This window comes from Bradyrhizobium sp. USDA 3315, assembly GCF_054056795.1.
Window position 1 is genome coordinate 7,646,405 of the sequence record NZ_JBSRYP010000001.1, and the last position, 26,017, is coordinate 7,672,421.

The 26,017-nt window shown below is 63.4% G+C and carries 25 protein-coding genes; 13 read left to right on the forward strand and 12 right to left on the reverse strand.

Annotated features, from left to right (window positions below):
* Positions 1-49 precede the first annotated feature (49 nt).
* The 5 genes from ACVIYL_RS35990 to ACVIYL_RS36010 all read right to left on the reverse strand — a co-directional run bounded on the left by ACVIYL_RS35990 (position 50) and on the right by ACVIYL_RS36010 (position 8,387).
* Positions 50-1,771 (reverse strand): glutamine--tRNA ligase/YqeY domain fusion protein, encoded by a 1,722-nt coding sequence (locus tag ACVIYL_RS35990; protein ID WP_456780812.1) that lies wholly within the window; start codon positions 1,769-1,771, stop codon positions 50-52.
* An 8-nt stretch (positions 1,772-1,779) separates the two neighbouring features.
* Positions 1,780-2,229, reverse strand: a complete 450-nt coding sequence (locus ACVIYL_RS35995) for a DUF983 domain-containing protein (protein ID WP_456780813.1) — start codon at positions 2,227-2,229, stop codon at positions 1,780-1,782.
* A 70-nt stretch (positions 2,230-2,299) separates the two neighbouring features.
* On the reverse strand, positions 2,300-5,479 hold the full coding sequence (locus ACVIYL_RS36000) for an efflux RND transporter permease subunit (RefSeq protein WP_456780814.1): 3,180 nt from the start codon (positions 5,477-5,479) through the stop codon (positions 2,300-2,302).
* Complete coding sequence (locus tag ACVIYL_RS36005) at positions 5,476-6,603, reverse strand: efflux RND transporter periplasmic adaptor subunit (protein ID WP_456781922.1); 1,128 nt, start codon at positions 6,601-6,603, stop codon at positions 5,476-5,478. Before ACVIYL_RS36005 ends, ACVIYL_RS36000 begins: the two co-directional genes overlap by 4 nt.
* A gap of 89 nt (positions 6,604-6,692) precedes the next feature.
* Positions 6,693-8,387, reverse strand: coding sequence for a GMC family oxidoreductase (locus ACVIYL_RS36010; protein WP_456780815.1), 1,695 nt, complete (start codon positions 8,385-8,387; stop codon positions 6,693-6,695).
* 275 nt (positions 8,388-8,662) lie between these two features.
* Between ACVIYL_RS36010 and ACVIYL_RS36015 the strand changes: the two genes are divergently transcribed.
* The 4 genes from ACVIYL_RS36015 (at position 8,663) to ACVIYL_RS36030 (ending at position 11,916) form a co-directional block, all read left to right on the forward strand.
* Positions 8,663-9,700, forward strand: coding sequence for a hypothetical protein (locus ACVIYL_RS36015; protein WP_456780816.1), 1,038 nt, complete (start codon positions 8,663-8,665; stop codon positions 9,698-9,700).
* A gap of 322 nt (positions 9,701-10,022) precedes the next feature.
* Complete coding sequence (locus ACVIYL_RS36020; RefSeq protein WP_456780817.1) at positions 10,023-10,574, forward strand: cytochrome P460 family protein; 552 nt, start codon at positions 10,023-10,025, stop codon at positions 10,572-10,574.
* A gap of 178 nt (positions 10,575-10,752) precedes the next feature.
* A complete protein-coding gene (locus ACVIYL_RS36025) occupies positions 10,753-11,286 on the forward strand; it encodes a DUF1993 domain-containing protein (protein ID WP_456780818.1) in 534 nt (177 codons plus the stop codon).
* 69 nt (positions 11,287-11,355) lie between these two features.
* The gene (locus ACVIYL_RS36030; protein ID WP_456780819.1) at positions 11,356-11,916 is read left to right on the forward strand and encodes a hypothetical protein; all 561 of its coding nucleotides are present in this window, start codon (positions 11,356-11,358) and stop codon (positions 11,914-11,916) included.
* Positions 11,917-11,923: 7 nt separating this feature from the next.
* On the opposite strand, the gene msrA is transcribed toward ACVIYL_RS36030, so the two are convergent.
* Together msrA and ACVIYL_RS36040 are read right to left on the reverse strand one after the other, a co-directional pair.
* On the reverse strand, positions 11,924-12,454 hold the full coding sequence (gene msrA / locus ACVIYL_RS36035) for a peptide-methionine (S)-S-oxide reductase MsrA (protein ID WP_456780820.1): 531 nt from the start codon (positions 12,452-12,454) through the stop codon (positions 11,924-11,926).
* A 76-nt stretch (positions 12,455-12,530) separates the two neighbouring features.
* The gene (locus ACVIYL_RS36040) at positions 12,531-12,977 is read right to left on the reverse strand and encodes a DUF983 domain-containing protein (RefSeq protein WP_456780821.1); all 447 of its coding nucleotides are present in this window, start codon (positions 12,975-12,977) and stop codon (positions 12,531-12,533) included.
* A 362-nt stretch (positions 12,978-13,339) separates the two neighbouring features.
* On the opposite strand from ACVIYL_RS36040, the gene ACVIYL_RS36045 reads away from it, so the two are divergent.
* From ACVIYL_RS36045 to ACVIYL_RS36065, 5 genes are all read left to right on the forward strand, one after another.
* On the forward strand, positions 13,340-13,741 hold the full coding sequence (locus tag ACVIYL_RS36045) for an SPW repeat domain-containing protein (RefSeq protein WP_316396936.1): 402 nt from the start codon (positions 13,340-13,342) through the stop codon (positions 13,739-13,741).
* Between the two features lie 244 nt (positions 13,742-13,985).
* Positions 13,986-15,422 carry an MFS transporter gene (locus ACVIYL_RS36050; protein WP_456780822.1) on the forward strand — a complete coding sequence of 479 codons (1,437 nt, stop codon included), beginning with the start codon at positions 13,986-13,988 and terminating at the stop codon, positions 15,420-15,422.
* Positions 15,423-15,511: 89 nt separating this feature from the next.
* Positions 15,512-15,931, forward strand: coding sequence for a cupin domain-containing protein (locus ACVIYL_RS36055; RefSeq protein WP_456780823.1), 420 nt, complete (start codon positions 15,512-15,514; stop codon positions 15,929-15,931).
* A gap of 434 nt (positions 15,932-16,365) precedes the next feature.
* Entirely contained in the window at positions 16,366-16,629 is a 264-nt protein-coding gene (locus ACVIYL_RS36060; protein ID WP_456780824.1) for a hypothetical protein, read from the forward strand.
* Between the two features lie 53 nt (positions 16,630-16,682).
* Entirely contained in the window at positions 16,683-17,480 is a 798-nt protein-coding gene (locus ACVIYL_RS36065) for a hypothetical protein (protein ID WP_456780825.1), read from the forward strand.
* A gap of 442 nt (positions 17,481-17,922) precedes the next feature.
* Here the strand turns inward: ACVIYL_RS36065 and guaA are convergent, their stop codons facing one another.
* A complete protein-coding gene (gene guaA / locus ACVIYL_RS36070) occupies positions 17,923-19,533 on the reverse strand; it encodes a glutamine-hydrolyzing GMP synthase (protein ID WP_456780826.1) in 1,611 nt (536 codons plus the stop codon).
* A 137-nt stretch (positions 19,534-19,670) separates the two neighbouring features.
* On the opposite strand from guaA, the gene ACVIYL_RS36075 reads away from it, so the two are divergent.
* Positions 19,671-20,042 carry a nuclear transport factor 2 family protein gene (locus ACVIYL_RS36075; protein WP_456780827.1) on the forward strand — a complete coding sequence of 124 codons (372 nt, stop codon included), beginning with the start codon at positions 19,671-19,673 and terminating at the stop codon, positions 20,040-20,042.
* Between the two features lie 222 nt (positions 20,043-20,264).
* Positions 20,265-20,597, forward strand: coding sequence for a DHCW motif cupin fold protein (locus tag ACVIYL_RS36080; protein ID WP_456780828.1), 333 nt, complete (start codon positions 20,265-20,267; stop codon positions 20,595-20,597).
* Positions 20,598-20,797: 200 nt separating this feature from the next.
* Here the strand turns inward: ACVIYL_RS36080 and ACVIYL_RS36085 are convergent, their stop codons facing one another.
* Complete coding sequence (locus tag ACVIYL_RS36085; protein WP_456780829.1) at positions 20,798-21,247, reverse strand: winged helix-turn-helix transcriptional regulator; 450 nt, start codon at positions 21,245-21,247, stop codon at positions 20,798-20,800.
* Positions 21,248-21,362: 115 nt separating this feature from the next.
* On the opposite strand from ACVIYL_RS36085, the gene ACVIYL_RS36090 reads away from it, so the two are divergent.
* A complete protein-coding gene (locus ACVIYL_RS36090; protein WP_456780830.1) occupies positions 21,363-22,646 on the forward strand; it encodes an MFS transporter in 1,284 nt (427 codons plus the stop codon).
* A 97-nt stretch (positions 22,647-22,743) separates the two neighbouring features.
* Here ACVIYL_RS36090 and ACVIYL_RS36095 read toward each other — a convergent pair whose 3' ends face one another.
* Both ACVIYL_RS36095 and ACVIYL_RS36100 read right to left on the reverse strand, forming a co-directional pair.
* The gene (locus ACVIYL_RS36095) at positions 22,744-24,042 is read right to left on the reverse strand and encodes an RsmB/NOP family class I SAM-dependent RNA methyltransferase (RefSeq protein ID WP_456780831.1); all 1,299 of its coding nucleotides are present in this window, start codon (positions 24,040-24,042) and stop codon (positions 22,744-22,746) included.
* A 22-nt stretch (positions 24,043-24,064) separates the two neighbouring features.
* A complete protein-coding gene (locus tag ACVIYL_RS36100) occupies positions 24,065-24,487 on the reverse strand; it encodes an MAPEG family protein (RefSeq protein WP_456780832.1) in 423 nt (140 codons plus the stop codon).
* 389 nt (positions 24,488-24,876) lie between these two features.
* On the opposite strand from ACVIYL_RS36100, the gene ACVIYL_RS36105 reads away from it, so the two are divergent.
* Entirely contained in the window at positions 24,877-25,713 is an 837-nt protein-coding gene (locus ACVIYL_RS36105) for a metallophosphoesterase family protein (RefSeq protein ID WP_456780833.1), read from the forward strand.
* A gap of 6 nt (positions 25,714-25,719) precedes the next feature.
* Here ACVIYL_RS36105 and ACVIYL_RS36110 read toward each other — a convergent pair whose 3' ends face one another.
* Complete coding sequence (locus tag ACVIYL_RS36110) at positions 25,720-25,977, reverse strand: hypothetical protein (protein ID WP_310882417.1); 258 nt, start codon at positions 25,975-25,977, stop codon at positions 25,720-25,722.
* Positions 25,978-26,017: the final 40 nt, after the last annotated feature.

Here is a 26,017-nt window from a genome sequence, read left to right on the forward strand (position 1 = left end):
TGGCCCGACTGGGACGATTCCGCGAGACGCACCACTCGAGGGACTGGCCTCAGATGGTATGGCTCTGCGAGGGTCGTAGCAAGGAGTTGCTCCGTGGGTGCTGTAGCTTTCTCGGGCTCTCGCGCAACGAGGCGGTTCGATTGAAGACCAGCCGTTCGGGGCGGGAATCATCATCGTGGCTGAAATAGCCTTGGCGCTCAAACTGCAACGCCTCGCCATGGGGATCGGAGGCGGTTGCGCGCTCGACGAGGCAGCCGCGTAGCGTATGCATGGAATGTGGGTCGAGGTCGGCTGCGAGGTCCGTCGGGCTCGGCCTCGCTGCTAAGAAGAGCCGGCCGTAGAGCCTGACCTCTGCTGGCAACGCATCCACGGCGCTGATCCAGTGGATTGTCGCCCCGACTTTTCGCCCGCCGGCGCCCCCCCTGCTGTCGGGGTCGTAGGTGCAGCGTAGCTCGACCACACGGCCCGCCGCGTCCTTCACGACATCACGGCAAGTGATGAGGTAGGCGTAGCGGAGCCTCACCTCGCGGCCCGGCGCCAGGCGCCGGAAACCGTGTGGTGGCGCCTCGTGGAAGTCGTCTTGCTCGATGTACACCTCGCGGGAGAACCGGACGACTCTCGTCCCGAAGGCCGGGTCCGCCGGGTGGTTTGGCGCATCAAACTCCTCTATCCGGCCCGCATAGTAGTTCTCGATTGTCAATTTGAGCGGCTTGAGCACCGCCAGTCGTCGGGGAGCCCGCTCATTAAGGACATCCCGGATCGCTGCGTCCAGGACACCGTCGTCGACCGTGCTGTTGGCCTTCGAAACTCCGATGCCGCGTATGAACCGACGCACCGCCTCGGGAGGCACGCCGCGTCGGCGCAGGCCTGCAAGCGTCGGCATTCTCGGGGCATCCCGGCCCGCCACGCGGCCGTCGCGCACTAGCTCCGTCAGCACGCGTTTTGAGAGGACGGTATGCGTAATACCCAGGCGAGCGAACTCATACTGTCGGGGTCGCGATGGCATCGGGAGGTTGTCGAGGAACCAGTCGTAAAGAGGTCGGTGATCCTCGAACTCGAGGGTGCACAGCGAGTGGCTCACCCCTTCGATGGCGTCGCACTGGCCGTGCGCGAAGTCATAGCTCGGGTAGATGTGCCAGGCCGTGCCGGTGCGCGGATGGCTGGCGTTGAGAATACGGTAGATGACGGGGTCGCGCAGGTTGACGTTCGCTGACGCCATGTCGATTTTCGCGCGGAGAACCCGCTCGCCGTTCCTGAACTCGCCGGCGCGCATCCGCGCGAACAACTCAGCATTTTCCTTCACGCTGCGGTCGCGAAACGGGCTGTTCCGGCCATGGCTCGTCAATGTCCCCCTGCCCTCTCTGATATCGTGTGCGGACTGGTCGTCCACGTAGGCCTTGCCGATGCGAATGAGATGGCAGGCCCAAGCGTAGAGCTGCTCGAAGTAGTCGGAGGCGAAGTGGAGGCCCTGCGCCCAATCGAATCCGAGCCACTGGACGTCGCGCTTGATCGCGTCGATGTACTCCACCCTCTCCTTTGCCGGGTTCGTATCGTCGAGGCGCAAGTTGCAGCGGCCACCGAATTCCTTCGCAAGCTCGTAATTCAGCACGATCGACTTCGCGTGCCCCAGGTGGAGGAAGCCGTTCGGCTCGGGTGGAAAGCGCGTGACCACGACACGCGTGCGGCCGGTCTCGACGTCAGACGCTATGATGCCGCGAATGAAATTGCTGGCGCTCGCGCCCGCTTCTCCGAAGTCGTTCTGCTGAGACACCTTCCGCCTCAAGCCTGGAGTTCGTCGGGCGGGTGCACGCCGAATCCGTGCATCCTGAGCGCCCATTGCAGCGCCACGACGGCGCCCTTGACCGGCTGCAGGAGAGCTATCGAGGCCAAGGCCGTACTCGGAAGGTAGACGCCAAGCTGAAACGTCAGCGACGGTGCATAGTCCACCTCGATCCAGAGAATTACCGGAACCAAGACGTGTCCGACGATGACGATCACCAAGTATGCCGGCAGGTCGTCGGCCCGGTGGCCGGTGAAATCGAGGTGGCAGACAGAGCAGTGGTTATCGACCTTGAGAAACGCACAAAACAGGCGACCCCGCCCGCAGCGCGCGCACCTTCCTCGAATGCCCCTCCAAAGGGAGAGGCTAACTTTGCGCCCGGCGGCAGTTTCTGCTGACGTCCAGTCATGGTCGTGACTTCCAACATTGCCTTCAACCGTCGTGGCCATCGCCCGTCCTCCTGCCTTACACGGCAGCATGAGTTGTTCCGGCTTCATCGCGCATCGGCGTCACCGCAACTCACTCCGCCGCGACCGCTGTCGTCTGGGTCGGCTTGCCCTCGTTGTTGCCTTCCGCGAGATTGCGCACCACCATGTAAAAGATCGGCGTGAAGATCAGCCCAAACAGCGTGACGCCGAGCATACCGAAAAACACGGCGACGCCGACCGCCTGGCGCATTTCCGATCCGGAGCCGGTGGAGATCACGAGCGGCAGCACGCCGAGGATGAAGGCGAACGAGGTCATCAGGATCGGCCGCAGTCGCAACCGGCAGGCCTCGATCACCGCCTCCAGCCGCGGTTTACCCTCAAGCTCAATGTCCCGCGCGAACTCGACGATCAGGATCGCGTTCTTGGCGGCCAATCCCACCAGCACAATGAACCCGATCTGGGTGAGAATGTTGACGTCCTGGCCCATGATGCGGACCCCGATAGTGGCGGCAAGCAAGCACATTGGCACGATCAGGATGACGGAAAACGGCAAGCTCCAGCTCCTGTATTGCGCGGCCAGAACCAGATAGACGAACAGCACGCAAATCGGGAACACGAACAATCCGGTGTTGCCGCCGGTAACCTGCTGATAGGACAGGTCGGTCCATTCGAAGGAAAAGCCACTCGGCAATTTGTCCTCGGCGAGCTTCTTCATAGCGGCGATCACGGTCGCCGAACTCGTCCCCGGCAAGCCTTCGCCTTGTAGCTCGGCCGTCGGATAGAGATTGTAGCGGGCGACGCGATCGGGGCCCGAGACGTCCTTGAACTCTACGACGCTGCCGAGCATCACCGTGTCGGCATTGGCGTTGCGGGTCCGTAGTCGCGCAAGATCAGGACGCTCCTTCCGGAACGGCAGATCGGCCTGCGCGGTGACATGATAGGTACGGCCGAATAAGTTGAAGTCGTTGACATAAGTCGAGCCGAAATAGGTCTGGATCGTGTCGGTGATGTTCTGGATGGGAACGCCGAGCTTCTGCGCTTTGACTTGATCGATGTCGACGAAGACCTGCGGGGTGTTCGAGGAGAACGGCGAGAACACAGTGGGGGCGAGGAGCAGAGGCGACTTGCGCGCCGCTGCGACGAGTTCGTCAGTCGCAGCCGCCAACAGCTTCGGACCACGGCCTTGCCGGTCCTGGATGCGCATGGTGAAGCCGCCGCCGGTGCCGATGCCGGGGATCGGCGGTGGCGGGATCACGATGATGAACGCACCTTCAATGGCCGATAGCCGCTTGCGCAGATTTGCCGTTATCACCTGCGCGTTCAGCCCCTTCTTGCGGCGCACCTCCGGTTCTTCGAACACTGGAAACAGCGCCGCCGAGTTGCTTGCCTGTGTGCGGGTCGCTCCCGACAGACCTGCAAAGACCGCGATATGCGAAATTCCGGGCGTATCGAGCGCGATGCTCTCGATCCTGCGAACGATCTCAGTGGTCCGCGCCAGCGAGGCCGCGCCCGGCAGTTGCGCGGATATGATCACGTAGCCGCGATCCTGTGCCGGAATGTAGCCCTGGGGCGTGGTGACAAGCAGCCAGCCGGCGCTGCCGATCAGGACCACATAGACGAGCAGCATCACCACGCGATGCCGGATCACGAAGCCTGCAACGTCAGCATAATAACGCGACAGCCAGTCGAAGCCGCGGTTGAACAGCCTGATGAACCATTCCCAGCCGCGCGCGATCAGATTCCAGCCGGCCGACGGCCGCTTCTCCTCGTGCGGAAGGAGGATCTGCGAAGCCAGTGCCGGCGACAGGGTCAGCGAACAGAAGCAGGAAATTGCTGTCGCGACCGCGATGGTGACCGCGAACTGCTGGAAGAACTGCCCGGTAATGCCACCGAGAAACGCGGTCGGCACGAACACCGCGCACAGCACCAGCGCAATCGAGACCAGTGCGCCGCCGACTTCCTCCATGGTCTTCAGCGCGGCTTCGCGCCGGCTCAAGCCGCGCGCGAGATGCCGCTCAACATTTTCGACCACGACAATGGCGTCGTCGACCACGATGCCCACCGCGAGCACGAGGCCGAACAGCGTGAGATTGTTGATGCCGTAGCCGAGGGCTGCCATGGCCGCAAAGGTACCAACCAGCGATACCGGGATCGCCACGATCGGGATGATCGCCGGACGCCAGCCTTGCAGGAACACCAGCACCACGACGACAACCAGTGCCATCGCTTCATAGATCGTCTTGATCAGCTCGCTGATGGACTGCCGGATGAACTCGGTCGGGTTGTAGCCGATATTGTAGTCGAGCCCCTTGGGGAAGCCGACCTTCAGCTTCTCCATCGTGTCCTTAATGCCCTTGGCGGTCGCAAGCGCGTTCGATCCTGGCCGCTGTGTCACCCGCAACGCCACCGCTGACTTGCGGAACAGGAAGCTGTTGGTGGAATAGTCGAGCGCGCCGAGGTCGATCCGCGCCACGTCGCGCAGGCGAACGATGCGGCCGTCCTGGCCCGACTTGACAACGATGTCCTCGAATTGGGATGGATCCTTCAGCCGGCCAACGAAGGTAAGGTTCGGCTGGAAGGCGCGGTCAGCAATCGGTGGGCTCGCAAGCTGGCCGCCCGCGATCTGCAGGTTCTGGGTGCGGACCGCCGCAACCACGTCGTTCGAAGTCAGGCCGAGATTGGCGATCTTGTCGGGATCGAGCCAGAGCCGCATCGAATAATCGCGCGCGCCGAAGATCTGGATGTCGCCGATGCCGTCAAGCCGCAGCAACTGGTCGCGCACCTGCAGCAACGCATAGTTGGAGATGTAGAGCTGGTCGAGCGAGTCGTCGGGCGACAGCATGAACACGACCATGAGGATGTCGGGCGAGTCCTTCTTGGTGACGACGCCGTTGCGCTGCACTTCCTCCGGCAATTGCGGCTGGGCGATTGCGACGCGGTTCTGCACCAGCACCTGCGCCTTGTCGAGGTCAGTTCCGAGCTTGAAGGTGATGGTGATGGTGAGCTGGCCATTCGAGGTCGCCTGGCTGTACATATACAGCATATCCTCGACGCCGTTGATCTGTTGCTCGATGGGAGCGGCCACGGTATCCGAGATGGTCTGCGCGGAGGCGCCCGGATATTGCGCGGTTATCACCACGGTCGGCGGCACCACTTCCGGATATTCGGCGACCGGTAGCGTCCGATAGGCGATCGCGCCCACGATCAGGAGCACGATCGACAGCACCATCGCCAGGATGGGCTGGTTGACGGAAAGACGCCCGAGATTCATGTCTTGCTCCCGCCAATTTCGATCATGTGCGGGTTAACCTTGGCGCCGACGCGGGCACGCTGGATGCCGTCGATGATGACGCGGTCTTCGGGTTTGAGGCCCGTGCGGATCACGCGCAGGCCCTCGTTGATCGGTCCGAGCTCGACCGCGCGCGCTTCCACCGTGTCGTCATCCTTCACCACGAATACGATCTTGCGCGACTGGTCAGTCGCGATAGCCGCATCCGGCAACAGCAGCGCTTCATAGGGCGAGGAGCCGATCAGCCGCACGCGACCGAATTGTCCGGGCAGAATGGACAGATCGTGGTTGGGGATGATCGCGCGGTTGCGCAGCGTGCCGGTCGACGCGTCCAGCCGGTTGTCGAGGAAATCCATCTTTCCTTCATGCGAGGGTTTGGTCTCGCCGGTGAGCGTCACCTGCACGGGGTTGGCCGTGTCGCGCGAGCTCGGCCGCCTGCCCTCGAACCACAGCTTGTTGTTCTTCAGATAGGTCGCCTCGTCCAGGTCGAAATAGATGTAGATCGGATCGAGCGATACGATCGAGGTCAATAGCGTCGCGCTGCCCTCGCTGCCCTGCACGAGATTGCCCTCGGTCACCAGATGGCGGCTGACGCGGCCGGTGATCGGCGCCACCACATGCGTGAATTCGACATTGAGCTGTGCGGCCTTCAACGCGCCGTCGGCCTGGGTCTCGGCGGCACGCGCCGCCTGCAGCTGCTGGCGGCGCTGATCGACGACTTGTTCGGAGACCGCGCTGGTCTGCACGAGGGTCAGGCCGCGCTCGAAATCGCGCTTGGCAAGCTCCCCTTTGGCGCGCGCGTCGGCGAGTTGCCCTTCGGCTTGCAGCTTAACCGCCTCGAACGGGCGCGGATCGATGATATAAAGCAGATCGCCAGCGCGGACGGTCGCACCATCCTTGAACTCTACACTATTGACGAAGCCGCCGACGCGGGCACGGACCTGAACCTCCTGGATCGCCTCGAAGCGGCCGGTGAACTCGTCCCAGTCTGTGACGGTCCGTTTGACCGGTTGTGCCACCATCACCCGCGGCGGCGGAGGCGCGGCCGCCTGCGATTGCGCCCTCTCGTGGCAGCCAGCAAGCGCGAGCGCGAACAGCAGACCGATCGGAGCGCCGCCGCATCGTGCAAAGCGGCGAAACGAACCGCGATCGAGCCGGGGCGCCGGAGCCGGGTACTCCGTTTTGTCAGTCGCACTCACTTCCGCATCCCCGAGGACCTAGAATGTTGCAATTGAAGGAGAGATCGACGGGCTGGGAAACTGCCAGCGCCGTCGCCAGCTTGCGCCGGAGCTTCCCAAGACCGGTTCATATCCTCGACCAGCATTGCCGCGGCGTGGCGCGCGAGCGCCTGGGTCGGGGCGTTCGTGTTGCCGCTAGTGATGTTTGGCATGATAGAGGCGTCAATCACCCGGAGGCCCTCGGCCCCGCGGACCCTGAGCCTTGCGTCAACCACCGCTCGCGCATCCTGGCCCATCCGGCACGTGCCCACCGGATGAAACATCGTCGTGACGGCACGCTTCACCCATTCGCCGATCTCGGCATCCGACTGGATGCGCGGGCCGGGCTCGATCTCTTCCGTGATCACCAGCGCCAGCGACTCCTGCGCCATTACCTTGCGGATCGCGCGCACCGATTCCACCGCGGCCCTCAAGTCTTCTTCCTCGCCGACGAAGTTCGGGTTGATGAGCGGCATCGACGTGGGGTCGCTGTCGGCCAGCCGCACCCAGCCACGGCTCTTGGGCTGAAGCACCACGAGTTCGAAGGTGATGCCCGAGCGGTCGCCCGTCGGGCTGATTCCATCGGCCGCGATGATTGGCACGTGATAGCATTGGATCGTGGGTTCGGCGGTGAAGTCGGACGGATTCCAGTGAGAAACCGTCTCGATGCCGTTGCCCGACGCCGGGCCATCCTTGGTGACGAAATAGCGCAGGCCCGCCTTCACGCTGCCGAGGCCCTGCGCGGCAGCCTGATAGCCGAGATCGCCCTTCACATAGGCACGGACTGGCACGATCGCGTGGTCGTGGAGATTTTCGCCGACCTCCGGAGAATCGATGATCACCGCGATACCGTGCTGGCGAAGTTGCTCGGCTGGCCCGATGCCCGAGTGCATGAGGATCGTTGGGCTATGGACCGTGCCGGCCGACAGCACAACCTCGCCGGCCATGATCCTCCGCAGACCGTTGTCCACGAGCTCGACGCCGACAGCCCGCTTGTTCTCGACGAGAATGCGAAGGACCATCTTGCCGGTGAGAAGAGTAACGCGGCCCGAGGCGAGGTGTGGACGCAGATAAGCGTCGACCGCGCTGCACCGCCGCTGGTTCCCGACTGTCGATTGCACCGGCGAGACGCCGATCTGGCTCTTGCCGTTATAGTCGGGATTATAGGGGATCCCATATTCCTGGAAGGCCTTGAGGCAGTATTGATTCAGCTCGTTGATGCCCTTGGGCAACTGAACCGCCAGACCACCATTGATGCCGTGATATTCGTCGTGGAAGGTGTCGTTGTCTTCCTGCGCCACGAAGACGGGAAGCAGGTCTTCATACGACCACTTGCCAGTGTCGCCGACCGCGTCCTGCCACGCGGCGTAGTCGCGCATCTGACCCCGGACGTAGGCCATCGCGTTGATCGAGGAGCCGCCGCCGAGCACCTTGCCCGAGCGATATGCTCGCTTGGTGCCGTGCTGGGGAACCGTCTCATATTTCCAGACATGCCGGTCGTGGGCCAGTATTTTGGCGAAGCCGGCAGGAATGTGGATGAACGGATCGCGATCCGTGTCGCCCGCTTCGATCAGCGCGATCGAAGCATCGGTGTGTACGGCGAGATAACTCGCAACGACGCAGCCGGCCGCGCCCGCACCAACAATGACGACGTCGTATTGTTCCTGGGACATCAATTTCTTTCTGTTTCGCGATATTTGTATCGTTCAATCAACAACAGGAGCTGGCGCAGCAAGATCGCTGCGCCGGATGCTGAGATTAGTTGGACCAACTTTTGGAAAATGACTTTGCAATGCCGGCAAGGGAAATCACCTCTCGCCATGGAGTCGATAGACGCTTGTTATTGCCGCTTGCCGCGCAGCGTGATACGCGAAGGCAACTTTTCAAACCTGCCTTGGAAGTCGTCTCGCACACCGGTTTCTTTGTTGTGGCTTTATAGGTGTCTATGATGGAAGCACTCGTTCGCCCTCAGAACCGCAGAAGTTTTCTTGAGAAGCACGTTGATTACGTGGCTCTGGTTCCCGCAGCGGCGGCGATTTGTTATCCATTTCTGCTCAATGCTTTTCATGCCATCGTCGACACGCAGGCCGTAAGCCTGCCACCGCTCGCAATCGCCAGCGCGACCTCCATCCTGGTCGTTGCGTTTATCGTGCCGTTTCTTGGGATCGCTCTGGCTTGTCGTCCGACGTCCAATCCCGGTTCAAGACGCCTCGCCTATGCCAGCGTGGTATCGCCAACGCTCTATGTCTTTCTCGGCGTTGTCCAGACCTTGATCAAGAGTCCCATTCCCGACGAGGTCGTCTGGTGCGCAATTTGGCTCGCAATTGCGATCTGGTCGCAGTCTGCCCGAGATCCGGTCGCTGCAGCTGTGCCTGCAGTCGGGACCTGGCGCGTGGTCCACGGGGTAACGGCTGTGGTCCTGTCCCTATATGTGGTGTTTCATCTCACCAATCATCTGTTCGGCCTTATAGGGCCGGATGCGCATGCGGCCGTCATGAAAATCGGACGCGTGGTTTATCGCTCTGCCGTAGGTGAACCGTTGTTGGTGGCGGCCATGCTTTTCCAGATCGGTACCGGCCTCTTTCTGGCGTGGCGCTGGAGCGCCGCAACGCATGACTTCCAGCGGACCTACCAGGTCGCTTCGGGAGCCTATCTCTCAGTGTACATTCTCGGCCACATGAACTCGGTCTTCGTCTACGCCCGAAGCTTCCTCGGCATACCGACAGATTGGAATTTCGCGATCGGAGCCCCGACTGGGCTCATTCATGACGCATGGAATATCCGTCTGCTGCCTCACTACGCGCTCGGCGCCTTCTTTGTCCTGAGCCACCTTGCTTCAGGGCTGAGAGTGGTGCTGATCACGCACGGTGTCGACCAACGTAATGCCGATCGCCTTTGGGGTGTCTGTGTCGCGATGAGCGCCATCGTCGCGGCCGCGATCATCGCGGGAATGTGCGGCGTCAGGATCGGTGCATTGGCTTCGTGACTAGCGAACGTGATTATCGCGGTCGCATACGCCGTTCTGCCTAAGACGCGCGGGAATTCCCGAGTACGGCGCACTCCTCGACGGCTGATCGCAGATGGCCGGCCGCCGACGCCCCGCAGCGCTTTTGGACGACGATACCCACGCTTATCGAATGCATGTCCAAACGGAATTTCCAATTTCGCCGTCTCCGTCCGATTCTGAAGCCCACTGGGCTGGCCGAACACGCGACCGCCTCGACATCGATTGAAGGCATTGCGCCGAGTCGCCGTGCCGCGCGCAGGCAGCAAAGGAGACCCCCGTGAAATTATCGAGGAAAGTCGGCTTGGCTGTCGCCATCTCGCTGGCCGCCGGCACCGTGGCGGCGCTCGCTCAGTATAGCGGCGCGGCACCGGCAGGCCCTACTGCGAACGTGGTGGACGCTGCCGGACACCTTCGCGTGCCGGCCGACTACCGAACCCTCTACCAAGCGCTCGGGAGCTGGGCGATTGCCGCCGACAGCGGTCAAGGTTCGAAGGAAATGCACGCCGTCTACGCATCCCCGGGGGCGATCGACGCCTACCGGAAGACGGGGCATTTCCCGGACGGCGCCGTTCTGGTGAAAGAGGTCTTCGCGACCTCGACGAACGAGATGACCACCGGCACAGTAAGCCACGCCGACAAGCTTAAGGGCTGGTTCGTCATGGTGAAAGACAGCAAGGGAACGCATCCCGGCAATCCGCTGTGGGGCGACGGGTGGGGATGGTCGTGGTTCGACTCGGACAAGCCGCTCAAGACTACCTCGACCGACTACCACACCGATTGCCAAGGATGCCACGTGCCCGCCAAGGACACCGACTGGATTTACGTGAATGGATATCCCGTCCTGCGTCGCTAGGCGGCCGCATACGCAGGCGTTCTCCTCTTGCAGCGGTTTCGCGGAGGCCAGTGTCGTGTCTGGCGAGTTGGTGCGGCGAGCCAGAAGATTGAAGAGCTTATTGTGACGATTTGCTTCGGTCCGCGACCTTTCGGGTCCGTCCGACGTTCAGATTACAAACGAGCGCATGGAGGTCGGCATGTCCTTCTCGGTATATGACATCACAGTCCCTGTCATGCTGCATGGCTTGAACGTGATGGACGACTATCTTGATCACGCCCAAGCGCTCGAGCGGACCAAGGGATTTGAGCCTGGGAGGATCCTTGCTGAACGGCTCGCGCTCGACATGCTCACTTTCGGAGAACAGTTCTCCGTAAGCTGCAACAAGGTCGAGGCGCACATGGCAAAGTTGATGCAGCACGATCCGCCAGCACCCAGTAACACCCCGATGATGTATCCGGCGTTGAAAGGGCGGCTCCTTGAGACTCGCGGATTCCTGCAAAGCGTGCAGCCGGACGAGATTTCTGGCGCCCAGTCCCACACATACGAGCTGACGCCGCCTATAGTGCGCGGGTGGTTTGGCGGCGAAGACTACATCCGCCACCTGGTGCTGCCCGACTTCTTCTTCCACATCTCGATTGCGCACGCGATCCTCCGTCACCTCGGAGCGAAGATCGGGAAGCGTGCCTACCTCGGCAACCTCACTCAGCAAAGCGGCGGTGACTACTCGTGAGAGCCGGGCGCGGTGCGCGGCACGCGCCGAGGCCCTCAAGACAGGAAAGCAAGCTCAGGGGATGACATTGTGAGCGATTTGCGAGAGGTCATTGGCGCGCTGCAAAGTGAAGTTGAATTCGAGGCTGCTGTAAGAGAGTTGGGAGCCGCGGGGATCGACCGCGCTCGCATAAGCTTCCTCGCGCAGGAAGAGATCGCAGCGTCTTGTGCGGGCGCTGTTGGCTGCGACATCAAGCAGCTGCCTCGCATCGAGATCGGCTTGAGCGATGACCGCCAGCAGGTTCGCACGCTTGCGACCTCGCTCGCGGCCACTGTCGCGTCGTTCGCCGGCGCCGGTGCCGTCTTGGCAACAACGGGCGGAGCGGCCGCGCCGGCTATGCTAGCTGGGTTGGCTGCCGGGGGTGGTGTGGGCGGGCTCGCGGCCTTGTTCGGGCAGCGACACGAAGCCCAGGTGCATGAGTGGACCGAGAGCCAGATACTCAACGGCGGCATCGTGGTGATCGTCCACCCCGCCAGTGCAGAACAGTTCGAGGCCGCTACCGCTATTATGCGCCGGCACCGCGGAGCCGACGTGTTCGCGACGCCATCAGCCCTAGCAACGAGCCTCACCCTGACTCAGCATCGCCGCTAGTTGCAGGTCAGTTTCCGTCGGTTCGCGACTTCTGGAATGCTTTAGCTGACGGCAGTCGCCAGTTCGGTCGGAAGAAGTGGCAGCTGTAGCCGCCCGGGTGTCGTTGCAGATAGTCCTGATGCTCGGGCTCCGCCTGCCAGAACAGTTCCTCGGGGTTGATTTCAGTCACCAAGGGACCGGGCCACAAACCAGAGGCTTCGATTTCGTCAATCGTCGCGAGCGCCGTGTCCTTCTGCTGCTCGTCCGTGTAGAAGATGGCGGAACGGTAGCTCGGCCCAAAGTCACTCCCCTGCTGCTCGTACGTTGTCGGGTCGTGGACCTGGAAGAAGCATTCAAGGATGGCCCGGTAGGTTACGACCGTGGGATCGAAGACGATCTCGATTGCCTCGGCGTGCCCCTGGTGGTTGCAGTAGCTCGGATTGGGGAGATCGCCGCCAGTATAGCCGACTCGCGTCGAGACCACGCCTCGCAGTCGGCGGAACATATCCTGCATGCCCCAGAAGCATCCGCCGGCCAACACCGCCTTCTCAGTCGTCATGTCAGGATTCCTCCGACCGGCCAAACGCCGCTGCGCGAGAGTAGCGGCTGCCAATTCTGTTGAGGCACCTTCCCCCTCAAGTCTGGAATTCGTCGGACGGATGCTCGTCGAAGCCGTGCATCCTGAGTGACCATTGCAGCGCCACGACGGCGCCCTTGACCGGCTGCAAGAGAGCTATCGAGGCCAAGGCCGTAATCGGAAGGTAGACGCCAAGCTGAAACGCTAGCGACGGCGCATAGTCCACCTCGATCCAGAGTATTATCGGAACCAAGACGTGTCCGACGATGACGATCACCAGGTAGGCCGGCAGGTCGTCGGCCCGGTGTCCGATGAAATCGAGGCTGCAGATAGAGCAGTGGTCGTCGACCTTGAGAAATGCGCAAAACAGACGACCGCGCCCGCAGCGCGGGCACCTTCCTCGAACGCCCCTCCAAAGGGAGAGGCCGACGTTGCGCCCGGCAGCAGTCTCTGCAGACCTCCAGTCGTTGTTACTTCCAGCAGGGCCTGCAACCGTCGTGGCCATCGCCAGTCCTCCTGCTTCACACCGCAACACAGTATTCGGCGACGGCGCGCAAACGTCATGAAGATAGGGCATGTAGTCGATAACCCGGCGTGATCGCGATGGCCTGCGCGGGTCGTGCGTCAACTGCGCGCGGCGCGATCGACGGCGCGCCGCGCCGGGCGAGCGGAATAGAAACAATAACGACCGGGCATTTCTAATGGTCGGCGTATCGGCATAGCCTTTCTGTGCGTCCAGCCGGGCTGACCCGTGGCGGTCGTACGGAGTGCTCGCCAGCAAAGGACGGCGTGATCGTCCTCGTGGGTGGCTGGTCCTCCGCGTCGCAAGGATCCGCTCGAACAACCAAGCACATGGGAGTATCGCCGATGTCGTTCCGCTTCATCACCAAGTCCATCCACGCCTACCTGATCGATTATCCCGTCGCGATCGTTTTGATCGCAGCGCCGTTCGCGCTGAAGCTCGGCCAGAGCGGACCGGTCGCAATGTGGCTTTCGGTTGTTGTCGGTGTCGCGGCGCTACTCTTGGCCGCCCTGACCGACCATCCCACCGGGCTCGTCCGCATCATTCCCTACTGGCTGCACCTTTGGGTCGATCGCGCGGTCGGGGTGGTGTTTGTCGTCGCCCCGTTTGCCTTCAAATTCTTCGGACTCGACGCCTGGTACTACTGGGTCCTCGCTGCCGCTGTCCTACTCACGACGTCGGTTTTCAACGCGCCTGAGAAGCCAGTCGCGATGCGTTCGGGATTGGACACGCGCACGGCGGGTTGAAGGCGGCAAAGAGCTCGTCGGCTTCGACCGCTTTCTTGACGTGCAGGCGTGCCTCAACCGTGGTGTCGCGCGTCCGGCGGCGCCGCGCGGGCCGGAAGTGACGGTGGCTTAGCGAGAGGCTGCTTGAGGTCAAATTGATGTTGCGAGGAGTGTTCCGCGAACGGACACGGCGGCGCGGCTTCTGGCTGCTGGCCAATGAGCGCGCGCGCCGCGAATCGCGCGACCTGACCTGAGAGATTAGGTCGTGAGCAGCGCGTCTCTAATCCTGACCGACCGCAGCCTGGCGCTCTCTGAGCCTAAGGCCGTCGGCGCGCAGGGCAGCACAAAGGTGCTCGCCGCGTCGAGCCTGGGCAGCTGCCTCGTGTTCGTCAGCGGCGCCGTCGTCACGGTCGCGCTCGCGGCGATTGGCCGAGACATGCGCCTGTCGCCGCTCGACCTGCAGTGGGTGATGAACGCCGAACTCCTGCCGCTCGCGGCCCTGACCTTGGTCGCCGGCGCTCTGGGTGACCGGTTTGGACAGAAGCGGATCTTCCTCGCGGGGATTGCTCTCTATGGCCTCGGCGCGACCGCGATTGGTTTCGCGCCGAGTTTCGCCCTGCTCATCGCCAGCCGGTTCCTGCAAGGCTTGGGCGAAGCCTTGATCCTGCCCAACGGCCTTTCCGTGCTCGGGCGGGCCTTTCCCTCAGAGAAGAAAGCCCGCGCGGTCGGCATCTGGTCCGCCGCCGCGGCTGTCGCCAGCGCAGTCGCGCCCGCAATCGCCGGCGCGATCCTGGATCACGGGTCGTGGCGGATGACCTTTCTAATGCTCCTGCCCGTGGTCGCCGGCGCGCTGGCCGCCGGCATTGTGTGGATACCCACGGACTCCCCGACCAGCCACGCCCGGGTCGACGTCGGCGGGGCGATCTCTTCGACAGCCGGCCTCGGCGGGCTGGGCGCGGGCCTGACCAGCCTCACCAACGGTTCCGGTCTGACCCTTTGGGTGCTCGTCACCCTGATCATCGGTCTGGGCGGCTTAGCCTGCCTCATCGTGACCGAACAGCGATTGGGCGAGAACGCCATGCTGCCCCCGTCCCTCATCACCTCGCGGTCGGTCGTCGGCGCGAACCTGTTCACCGCGCTCCTCTACGGAGCGCTCACGGTCATGCTAACCTTGATCCCGTTCGTGATGATCCGGGGCGCACACCTGCCGACGCTGATGGCGGGGCTGGCCTTCATTCCCCTGCAAGTGCTGATTACGGTCGTCTCGCCACTCGCCGGCATACTCTACCGCGGGTTCGGCCGGCGCTTGCCATTGTTCGCCGGCGGCGCCGTCGTCGCCTTGGGATGCGCCCTGACGCTACGTGTCGGTTCGAACGCGACCTATTGGGCGGACATCTTCCCGCCAATCCTGTTGCTGTCGCTGGGCATGAGCCTGGCAATCGCACCGTTGACGACCCTCGTCCTCACCTCCGTCGAGTCCGATCGCGCCGGGACCGCATCCGGTGTCAACAGCGCGGTCTCACGCGCCGGGTCCCTCTTCGCCATCGCCCTGCTCGGCGGCGTCCTGCAGCAGGGCGGTTCTGCGCTGTTCTCGGGATTTCACATAGCGATGGCTGTCGCCGCGGTCGCGTGCGTTCTCGCCACGCTCGCGGTGTTCATTATCGAGCCGGGGCCCCACATCGACTTCATCCCACCAGACTGACCCGTTCGGTGTCCGCAATCAGCAAGCCGGCGAGGCGGGAGGAAGCAATGAAGAACGAAGACCAACCTATAGGCAGAAGGAGAAAGTCCATGAAGATCCGAACCGTCATCTCCGCCACCTGCGCCGCCCTCACCTTCTCGATGGCCAGCCCCATGCTCGCCCATGACAGTGACGCCGAAACCGTCACGAAGAACTTCGAGGCGACCATTCCCAATATCGCTGGCAAGTCGCTAATCGCCGTGGAAGTCGTTTACGCGCCCGGCGCGGCCTCCGCACCCCACACTCACGCGAATTCGGCTTTCATCTACGCCTATGTGGTTTCCGGCGCCATCAAGTCGAAGGTGAACGACGGAGAGACGCGCATCTATCGGGCAGGCGAGAGCTGGTCCGAACCGCCGGGCGCTACCCATTCGATCAGCCGAAACGCGAGCAAGACCGAGCCGGCAAAGCTGCTCGCTGTCTTCGTCCTCGACACCAATGACGCCCCTCTGACCAAGCCCATCAAGTAAACCTTCAGACGGATTGAAAAAGAACGAGTATCCGGAAGCCATGAAAGGCTCTCGCTCCGCCGGTACCCGACGAGGCTCATTCGGGTCATGCGTTACTGGCTGCATCTCTGGGCGGACCGCGCATTCGGTGTGGTCTCCATCACTGCCCCTCCGGTTTCCATTTCACTCGGCTTGTCGCCTGCCACTACCGCACCTCGCAAATTTGAGGCAGCGTCTGAAAGCGATAATGCGCCATGAAGGAGGTGCGACCTTCCCATCAGTCGCAAGGCCCTCGTGGGCAGGGCCTAAACCTTGGTGTGGTCCTCTCAGCCAAAGATCCGATGAGGATCAACCTCTGTGCAATGGCTTGGCCCATCTCTCGGAGGCTACGCTTCGGCATAGCGGCTGATGTGTTGAGCGGCATCAGGAATAGGAGAGGTTTATCGATGATAACAATGGGTGCAACCGCATTTTCGGGTTTTGCTCGTAGGACGGCTGAGTTTGTCTCCGACTTCGCCAGTGTCGTTCGCAACCTGACTATGGACGTGCGCGACAGCTACCGACCCGAGCTGCACTACATGCGCGGCCCCGGCCCGAAATGGCTCGCCAAGAATCAGAGTTGGCTGAGATTCGGTTCTGAAGCTGTAACGCTGGACGGGCAGCGCCAGCTGTCGCCGGTGCATATACGCGGTCCTAACGCGACTAACACCACCCGATAGTCGGCCGAGGTTATGTAGTCATGCTCGCTCACTGGGCGACCACCCGAGCTTGGATGTTGCTCAGCGCCCCCACCCTTCGCATCGCATTGCTCGGCTTGGTAGCCATGCTGGGCTGCTCGGCGTATGCCGGCGTCGCCCTCGAAGAACGCAGATTGCCGATGAAGTTCAGCTGGGTCGCTTGCCAGCCGAATTGCCGAGGCTGGATCAGCGCAGTCGGCATCGTCACCGCCGACACTCCAAGCGATTTCGATGCTTTCGCGCGCGATCATCAGCTCAAGGGCGAAACTGTCGTGCTGGATTCCAGCGGCGGATCGGTCAACGACGCGATCGCGCTCGGACGGCGGTTTCGGGCGCTCGAAATGGTCACGACCGTCGGGGTGAGCGTGCTTACCCCCAGCGCACGTAGCGGCGAGCGCGCCCACGTGTCGCCGGAGGCCTACTGCGAATCCATGTGCGTTTTTCTGCTGCTGTCGGGCAAGTCGCGTTACGTGCCTGGACAGGCGCATGTCCGCGTACATCAGATCTGGATGGGCGACCGCGCTGAGAATGCCCGGGCCGCGAGCTACAGCGCATATGATCTCATGACCGTTGAGCGCGATATCGGAAGTCTCGCCAAATACACCTTCGATATGGGCGGCGCGGGTGATCTGTTGTCACTATCGCTAAACGTTCCGCCATGGGAAGATTTACATGAACTGTCCAGGGAAGAATTGCGAGTCACTAATCTCATCACTACCGACAAAGTTGCTGAGCTGGGCAGCCCCACTGCAGCGGTGGTCGAGTTGACGCCCAAATCGCTACAAGGTCTGTTCGTAAGCACTGCAGCGGCGGCCTCCGCTGGGCAAGAGTAGCGAGTAGTTCGCCTCCAGAAATGTCAAAGGGCAACGCTGTTTCCTAAGTGTCAGAAACGGGAACGTCTTGAGTTGCCCGCTCCGCGTCCGCTTTCCCCTCAGTATGGACTTCGCCAGGTCATTTCGAAGCGGGATCTCAGAACAGGATCTTGCAAACTCGCGCCAATGGGCCCGTTTCTAACAACGGCCAAGAACAGCATTAAACAAGCAAATTTGGGCCGCTTTGCGCCAAAACCCTGCCGGTGCTCGAAGCTAAGGTTTGGGCCTCCGGCCCTTCTATACGATCCAACGCGCTGCGATACTCCATTAGTGAACACGCAATGGATTTTGGACTTCTACCGGGATAAGCCAAGCTCACCACTTCGGTCAGAATTCTCAATGCGAAGGAAGCGAGAACAACTCGACGAGACCACGCTAAACCACGCGATGCCAGCAGGCCGCACTACTCCCACTCGATCGTCCCCGGCGGCTTGCTGGTCACGTCGTACACCACGCGGTTCACGCCCTTCACCTCGTTGATGATGCGCGTCGCGGTCTCGCCTAAGAACTTCATGTCGAACTGGTAGAAGTCCGCGGTCATGCCGTCGGTCGAGGTGACGGCGCGCAGGCCGACGACGTATTCGTAGGTGCGGCCATCGCCCATCACGCCGACGGTCTTGACCGGCAGCAGCACCGCAAAAGCCTGCCAGATCGCGTCGTAAAGGCCGTGCTTGCGGATCTGATCGATATAGACGGCATCGGCGTTGCGCAGGATGTCGAGCTTTTCCCTGGTGATGTCGCCGGGGCAGCGGATGGCAAGGCCTGGGCCCGGGAACGGGTGGCGGCCGACGAACACTTCGGGCAGGCCGAGCTCGCGGCCGAGCACGCGCACCTCGTCCTTGAACAGCTCGCGCAGCGGTTCGACCAGCTTCATGTTCATGCGCGCCGGGAGGCCGCCGACATTGTGGTGCGACTTGATGGTCACCGACGGGCCGCCGGTGAAGGAGACGCTTTCAATCACGTCGGGATAGAGCGTGCCCTGCGCCAGAAATTCCGCGCCGCCAATCTTCTTGGCTTCCGCCTCGAACACGTCGATGAACAGTCGTCCGATGGTCTTGCGCTTCACCTCGGGGTCGGTGACGCCCCCGAGCTCGCCCAGAAACTGCTTCGACGCGTCCACATGGACCAGCGGGATGTTGTAGTGGTTGCGGAACAGGTCGACCACGGTCTTGGCCTCGTCGAGCCGCAGCAGGCCGTGATCGACGAACACGCAGGTGAGCTGGTCGCCGATCGCCTCATGGATCAAGACCGCCGCCACGGCGGAATCGACGCCGCCGGACAGGCCGCAGATCACCTTGCCCTTGCCGACCTGGGCGCGGATCTTCTCGATCGCCTCCTCGCGGAACGCGCGCATGGTCCAGTCGCCGGTGAGCCCTGCGACCTTGCGCACGAAGTTGCGCAGCAGCTTGGCGCCGTCGGGCGTGTGCACCACCTCGGGATGGAACATCAGGCCGTAATATTTGCGCGTCTCGTCCTGGATGATCGCGAACGGCGCATTCGGCGAGGTGCCGGCGACGGAGAAGCCCGGCGGCATTTTTGTGATGCGGTCGCCATGGCTCATCCACACCTGGTGCTTCTCACCATGGCCCCAGATGCCGTCGAACAGCTGGCTGTCGGTCTTCACCTCGACATCGGCGCGGCCGAACTCGCGATGATGCCCGCCCTCGACCTCGCCGCCGAGCTGGGCCGCCAAGGTCATCTGGCCATAGCAGATGCCGAGCACGGGAACGCCCGACTCGAAGATCAGCTGCGGCGCGCGCGGCGAGCCGGTCTCGTGCACGGACTCAGGACCGCCGGAGAGGATCACCGCTTTCGGCTTCATCTCGTTGAAAGCGGCCTCCGCCTTCTGGAACGGCACGATCTCGGAATAGACGCCCATCTCGCGGACGCGGCGGGCGATCAGTTGCGTCACCTGGCTGCCGAAATCGACAATCAGAATCTTGTCATGCGCCGAGGCCACGGAGGGCGTCGACGGCGCTTGAGCTGTGTCTTGGGCTGTGTGCTGGGCTGTCATGGCAAGCAGATACGCGACGGCGCCCGCCCCCGCAACCGCGCTCGAAGGGGCGCCCACATTCTTCTTTGGGCATGGACAAATCCGTATAGGTCAGTATTATTGACCTAATTTGGCCATAAGCCACATGGAGGAAACCAATGCCGGATTTTCACGAGCCGCCCCGCCTTGCGGCGCTCGGCCGCGACTGGATCGCCGCCTGGAACGCGCGCGATCTCGAGCGGGTGCTGGCGATGTATGCCGAGGATGCCGAGATGACCTCGGACCGGATCCCGCCGCTCGGCTTCGGCGCGTCGGGAACCGTGCGCGGCAAGGCGCAGCTGCGGGCCTATTGGAGCGCGGCGCTGGCGAAATTGCCCGAGCTGCATTTCGAGCTGATCGACCTCTATGTCTCGCCCGACAGCGTCGTCGTGTTCTACCAGAACGAACGCGGCAAGAAGATCTGCGAGTATTTGCGGCTGGATGATCAGGGCAAGATCAGGCAAGGCTCGGCGAACCATCTGGTGGGTTGAGGTTGCCGCATGCAGTAATCCGTCACCCTGAGGAGGTCGCGAAGCGACCGTCTCGAAGGGCGACGGCCCGGCTCCATCCCCATCCTTCGAGGCCCGCCGAGCGCTGCTGGCGCACCGCTCGACGCGCACCTCCAGCGACAACGGCTTCGCCGTTGCGCGGGGATGACGCCGGCATTTGGAGATGCAGACGCGTAGAGTCACAGAACGTCAGGAACCACCCCCATGAAAATCCCGTCCCTGCCCTTCACCGTCACCGACTGGAGCAAGCTCGAACCTTCAGTGCATCCCGGCGAGACCGGACAGGCGTTGTGGCGCACGCTCAACATCGGCGAGCTGCGGGTGCGGATGGTCGAGTATTCGCCCGGCTACCTCGCCGATCACTGGTGCGATCGCGGCCATGTGCTGTTTGTTGTCAGCGGCGAGCTCGACACCGAGCTGCGCGACGGCCGCACATTCACGCTGATGCCCGGCATGAGCTACCAGGTCTCCGATTTCGGCGACGCCGCGCACCGTTCGTCGACCAAGACAGGTGCGACGCTGTTCATCGTGGATTGATCACACGTCATCCGTCACCCCCGCGCAAAGGCTTCGCCTTTGTCGCTGGAGGAGCGCGTAGCGCGTCTCGAAGGGCGACGGCCTGGCTCAATCCCCGTCATTGCGAGCGTAGCGAAGCAATCCATCGCGCCGCTTGCCGAGACATGGATTGCTTCGTCGCTTCGCTCCTCGCAATGACGTGGAGAGAGTTCGCCCTTCGCTCACCGCCGCCGCGCCACCTTCCTCACCTTCGTATCCGCCCAGCCCAGCGGCTTGCCGTTCTTCGACGGCAGCACGAGCTGCCCGACCGCCTGGCCGGCCTGGTCGAGCAGCACCGAATGCGGCTCGCCGCGCGCAAAGAGATGCGCCTCGCCCCATTGCCGCAAGCCGACCACGATCGGGAACAGGTCGTGGCCCCGCCTGGTCAGCACATATTCCTGATAGGCGCTGCCGTCGGAGGCCGCGACCTGCTCGAGCACGCCGAGCTCGATCAGCGTGCGCAGCCGTGTCGTCAGCATGCCCTTGGCGATGCCGAGATTCTTCTGGAAGTCGCCGAACCGGCGCAGGCCGTCAAACGCGTCGCGCACGATCAACAGCGACCACCAGTCCCCGATCGCGTCCAGCGCGCGCGCCACCGGGCATTCCGCTTTTGCAAATGCGGTCCGCTTCATCGCGCTCCCGCCTCCCTCGATCACGATTCCGAACTGGTCTTAAAATAGGACTAGACAGCGTCCGACGCAACTGGTCTCATGATGAGACCAGATTGCGAATTGCAGCGGAGGCAAGATGACGAACCAGACCATGGCTGAGGCCCGGCCGGCCGAGGACCATCACAAGACAAACGACAAGACCGGCGACGCAACGCCGCGCGCTCTGTCGCCCGCCGTCGTGCTGCTGTTCGCCGTCGCCTGCGGCCTCAGCGTCGCCAACATCTATTTCGCGCAGCCGCTGCTCGACACCATGGCGCAGGATCTCTCCATCACGCCGGCGGTGATCGGCGGCGTCGTGACGCTGACCCAGGTCGGCTACGCCTTCGGCTTGATGCTGATCGTGCCGCTCGGCGACCTCTGGGACCGCCGCAGGCTGATCGTCGGCCAGACCGTGCTGTCGGCGATCGCGCTCACCATCGTCGGCACCGCGCCGAACGCCGCGGTGCTGCTGGTCGGCATGGTGCTGGTCGGGCTGCTTGCCGTCGTGATCCAGGTGCTGGTCGCCTACGCCGCGACGCTGGCGGCGCCGGCCGACCGCGGCCGCACCATCGGCACCGTCACCAGCGGCGTGGTTTCGGGCATCCTGCTGGCACGGTTTGCCGCCGGCGCGCTGGCCGATCTCGGCGGTTGGCGCGTGGTCTACCTCACCTCGGCCGCGCTGACGCTGGTGCTGGCGGCGCTATTGGCACGCGCGCTGCCGCAGCATGCGCCGCAGGCGATGGCCGGATCGTCCTACGCCAAGCTGTTGCGCTCGACGCTCGCGCTGTTCGTCGAGGAGCAGGTCTTGCGCGAGCGCGCGGTGTTCGCGCTTTTGATCTTCGCGAGCTTCAGCGTGTTCTGGAGCTCGGTCGTGCTGCCGCTCGCGGCACCCCCGCTCTCGTTGTCGCATACCACGATCGGGATGCTCGGGATCGCAGGCCTCGCCGGCGCGCTGGCGGCACGCAATTCCGGTCAGCTCGCCGACCGCGGCTGGGGGCAGCGCACCACCGGCTTGTCGCTGCTGCTGATGCTCGCCGGCTGGGTGCCGATCGCCTGCCTCAACACCTCGCTATGGCTGGTCGTGGCCGGCGTCCTGATGATCGACTTCGCGGTGCAGGCGATCCATGTCACCAACCAGAGCCTGATCGTCGCCGCACGCCCCGACGCGGCGAGCCGGCTGGTCGGCGGCTACATGGTGTTCTATTCGATCGGAACAGGTTTTGGCGCGATCAGCTCGACAATGGCCTATGCGGCCGCCGGCTGGCCCGGCGTCTGCGTGCTGGGTGCCGCGATCAGCGCCTGCGCGCTGCTGTACTGGGTGATCGTGGTGAGCCGGATGCCGGCGGCAGTTGGTGCGGCGTATGATTGCGGGCACTCATGACGTGGATTTCGTCATTCCGGGGCAATGCGTAAGCATTGAACCCGGAACCTCGGGATTCCGGGTTCGTCCTACGGACGCCCCGGAATGACGATCGCTGTTACGCCTTCCTCAGTACCGAGACGAAGAACCCATCCGTGCCGGTGCGGCGCGGCGTCATCAGCAGGCCCTCCGGCGACAGCAATGCGGCCTCCGCAAATTGCTCGGCCTTGTCCCACAGCACCGCTGCGGTCTGCTCCGGCGGCTGCACGGAAAACTCCGGATGCCGCGCGATGAAGGCCCTGACCTGCTCGCCGTTCTCCTCCGAGAGCACCGAGCAGGTGATGTAGGCGATCCGGCCGCCGCCCTTCACCAGCGGCGCGGCGCGCTCCAGCACCTCGGCCTGATCCTTCAGCCGCACCTCGAGCGCGCCGGGGCGCATGCGCCATTTGGCGTCGGGATTGCGGCGCCAGGTGCCGGTGCCGGTGCAGGGCGCGTCGATCAGCACGAGGTCGGCGGACGCCTTGATGTCGGACAGCACCTCCTCCTCGCCGCGCGGCGTGCGTACATCGCAATTGTGCACGCCGGCGCGCGACAGCCGCTCATGGATCGGCGCGAGCTGCCGCTTGTCGCTGTCGGTCGCGATCAGCCGGCCCTTGCCCTGCATCATCGCCGCCACCGCCAGCGTCTTGCCGCCGGCGCCGGCGCAGAGGTCGATCACCTGCTCGCCGGGCTTGGCCGCCGAGAACAGCGCGGCGAGCTGCGAGCCCTCGTCCTGGATCTCGATGGCGCCCTTGATGAAATCCTCCTCGGCATGGATGCCCGGATTGCGCGCGTCGGCGCCGAGCTCGATGCGCAGGCCGAGCGGCGACCACGGCGTTTCCCTGGCGCCGAGATGCGAAAGCCGCGGCAGCACCTTCTCGCGCTTGCCGCGCAGCGTGTTGACGCGCAGATCGAGCGGCGCGCGGCTCGCCATCGCGGTCGCTTCCGCGGCGCGGTCGTCGCCGAATACCCTTGCCAGATGCGGGTCGAGCCAGTCCGGATAATCGCCCGCGACATGCGCCGGCGCATCCTCGAGCGAGCGTGAGGCCAATGCGGCCTCCTCGGTCGCGGTCAGCGGATCCGGCGCGAACCGGCCGCCGTCGCACAGAGCCTGGATCGTGGCGATGTCCATGCCGCGTTCGAGCTTGAGCATGCCGAGCAGGCGCGACCGGGCGCTGGCGTCATCCATCAACCAGGCCGCGGAGGATTGCCGACGCAGCACGTCCCAGATCAGGCCGGAGATCGCGGCGCGATCGCCGGAGCCGGCATAACGGTGCGCGGTGCCCCATTCCTTCAGCGCTTTCGCAGCGGGAATGCGCTGTGCGTCGATGGTGGCGATCAGCTCGATCGCGGCGGAAAGCCGGGCAGCGGGGGTCATTGATCTCTTTCGGTTGGGCGCATCAGATCAGCAGCAGCAGTCTGAGCGCGAAATACAGCCACATGGCCGCCAGCACCAGCGCGCCGGCGAGCCAGACGAGCGAGCGCGGCCGCACGTCGTTGGAGGTGACGAACACGCCGGCATGGGCAAACCGCGTCACCACGAACACCCAGGACATCAGCACGATGAACAGATCGGCACGGCGCAGCGGCAGCGCAATAGCGATCAGGACATAGAACAGGATCGGCAGCTCGAACTGGTTGGCGAAGCAGTTGCCGAACTTGGTGGCCTGGGCCGGCCAGTTCGGCTCGCGCAGCGCGATGTCGGCGATCTTGGTCTCACCGCTCGTCAGCGCCCTCGTGCGCGTCGTCGCCATGGCGAACAACAGCGCGAAGGTGATCCCGATCTGGATGAAGACCGGTAACAGAACCATTTGAACCGACATCAAAAATCTCCCTCAGCCGCGGGCGCCCGCCGCCCTCTTAGCCGCCACTCGCCCCCAACACAATGAAGCGTGCGCGGTAACCCGTTGAACCATGATCCGAGCCCGGGTGACCAACTCCCAGGACCAATGGCGGTTTCAGCCCCGCACGGTTGACGCGATCAGCGTCATCACCCCGATCCTCGACAGCGCGGCCCGGGCAGCGGCGTGCCCGGCATGGTGACGGCAGGACTCGCCGGCGTCGGTGCGGCAACTGGCGATCGAGCGACCGCCAAGGCGCAAAACCAAACAACACATCAAACAGGGCTTCAAACGAGGCATCCAACAAGACGGCAAAATCGTCATCGTTCCGACTTCGCGCCGACCTATGCTCCGGCCGAAAGGAGCGATGCATGCCCCAATTTCGCCTGACACAGATCTCCGACACCCATCTCGCGCGCCGCTTCAAGCCGCTGATCGACAACTTTCATCGCGTCAGCGAGCACATCGACGCGACGCGTCCCGATCTCGTGCTCAACTCCGGCGACGTCTCGTTCGACGGGCCGACCAGCCGCGACGACCTCGCATTCGCCAAGGAGCTGCACAACGCGCTGCCGGTCGATTGCCTCTATCTGCCGGGCAATCACGACATCGGCGACAATCCGACCGCGGTCGGCCCCACGCCTTCACAATTGCCGACCGAGGAGACGCGCGGCGCCTTCACCTCGGTGCTCGGCGAGGACCGCTGGCATTTCGACGCTGCTGGCTGGTGCTTCATCGGGCTGAATTCGCTGATCATGAACACCGGCCTCGACAGCGAGGCCGAGCAGTTCGACTGGCTCGCAGGCGCGCTCGACAAGGCGGTCGGCAGGCCGGTCGCGCTGTTCCTGCACAAGCCGCTCTATCTCGACCTGCCCTACGATGCCGAGCGCGCCGAGACCGCGATCCGGTTCGTGCCGCAACCGGCGCGTCGCCGCCTGATCGAGATGCTCGGCAAGGTCGATTGGCGTCTGGTCGGCAGCGGCCATGTGCACCAGCGTCGCGACTATACGTTCGAGCATGTCAGACACATCTGGGCGCCCTCGGCCGGCTTCATCATCTCCGACGCGCGGCAGGAGGTGATCGGCATCAAGGAAACCGGTCTCGTCGAGTACCGCTTCCAGCCCGACAGTTTCGAGGTCCGCCACGTCAGGGCGAAGGGCCAGGTCGATGTCGACCTGGACATGCTGCTCGGCAAGCAGCCGGCCTGAGCCGCGTCAGCTCCGCGCCGCGTCGTGCAGGTCCTGCTTGATCACGGTGAGCAGCGCCTGAAGCGAGTCCCTGTCGGGCTGTGGTGCCGCCTGCGCGGGCCGTACGCGAGATACGTGCGGCATGAAGCGGACCGGCGTCGTATCCGGCTGCTCCTCGACGAATTTTCCATGCAGGACGTCGTCGCGGCGGCCCATGACGAACATCGTCGCCCAATAGCCGACGGCGAGGAGAATGACCCCGACAACAATAGCTTCAAAAATCATGGCTACACCTGAAATATAGCCATATTGAATCAACTGCTGC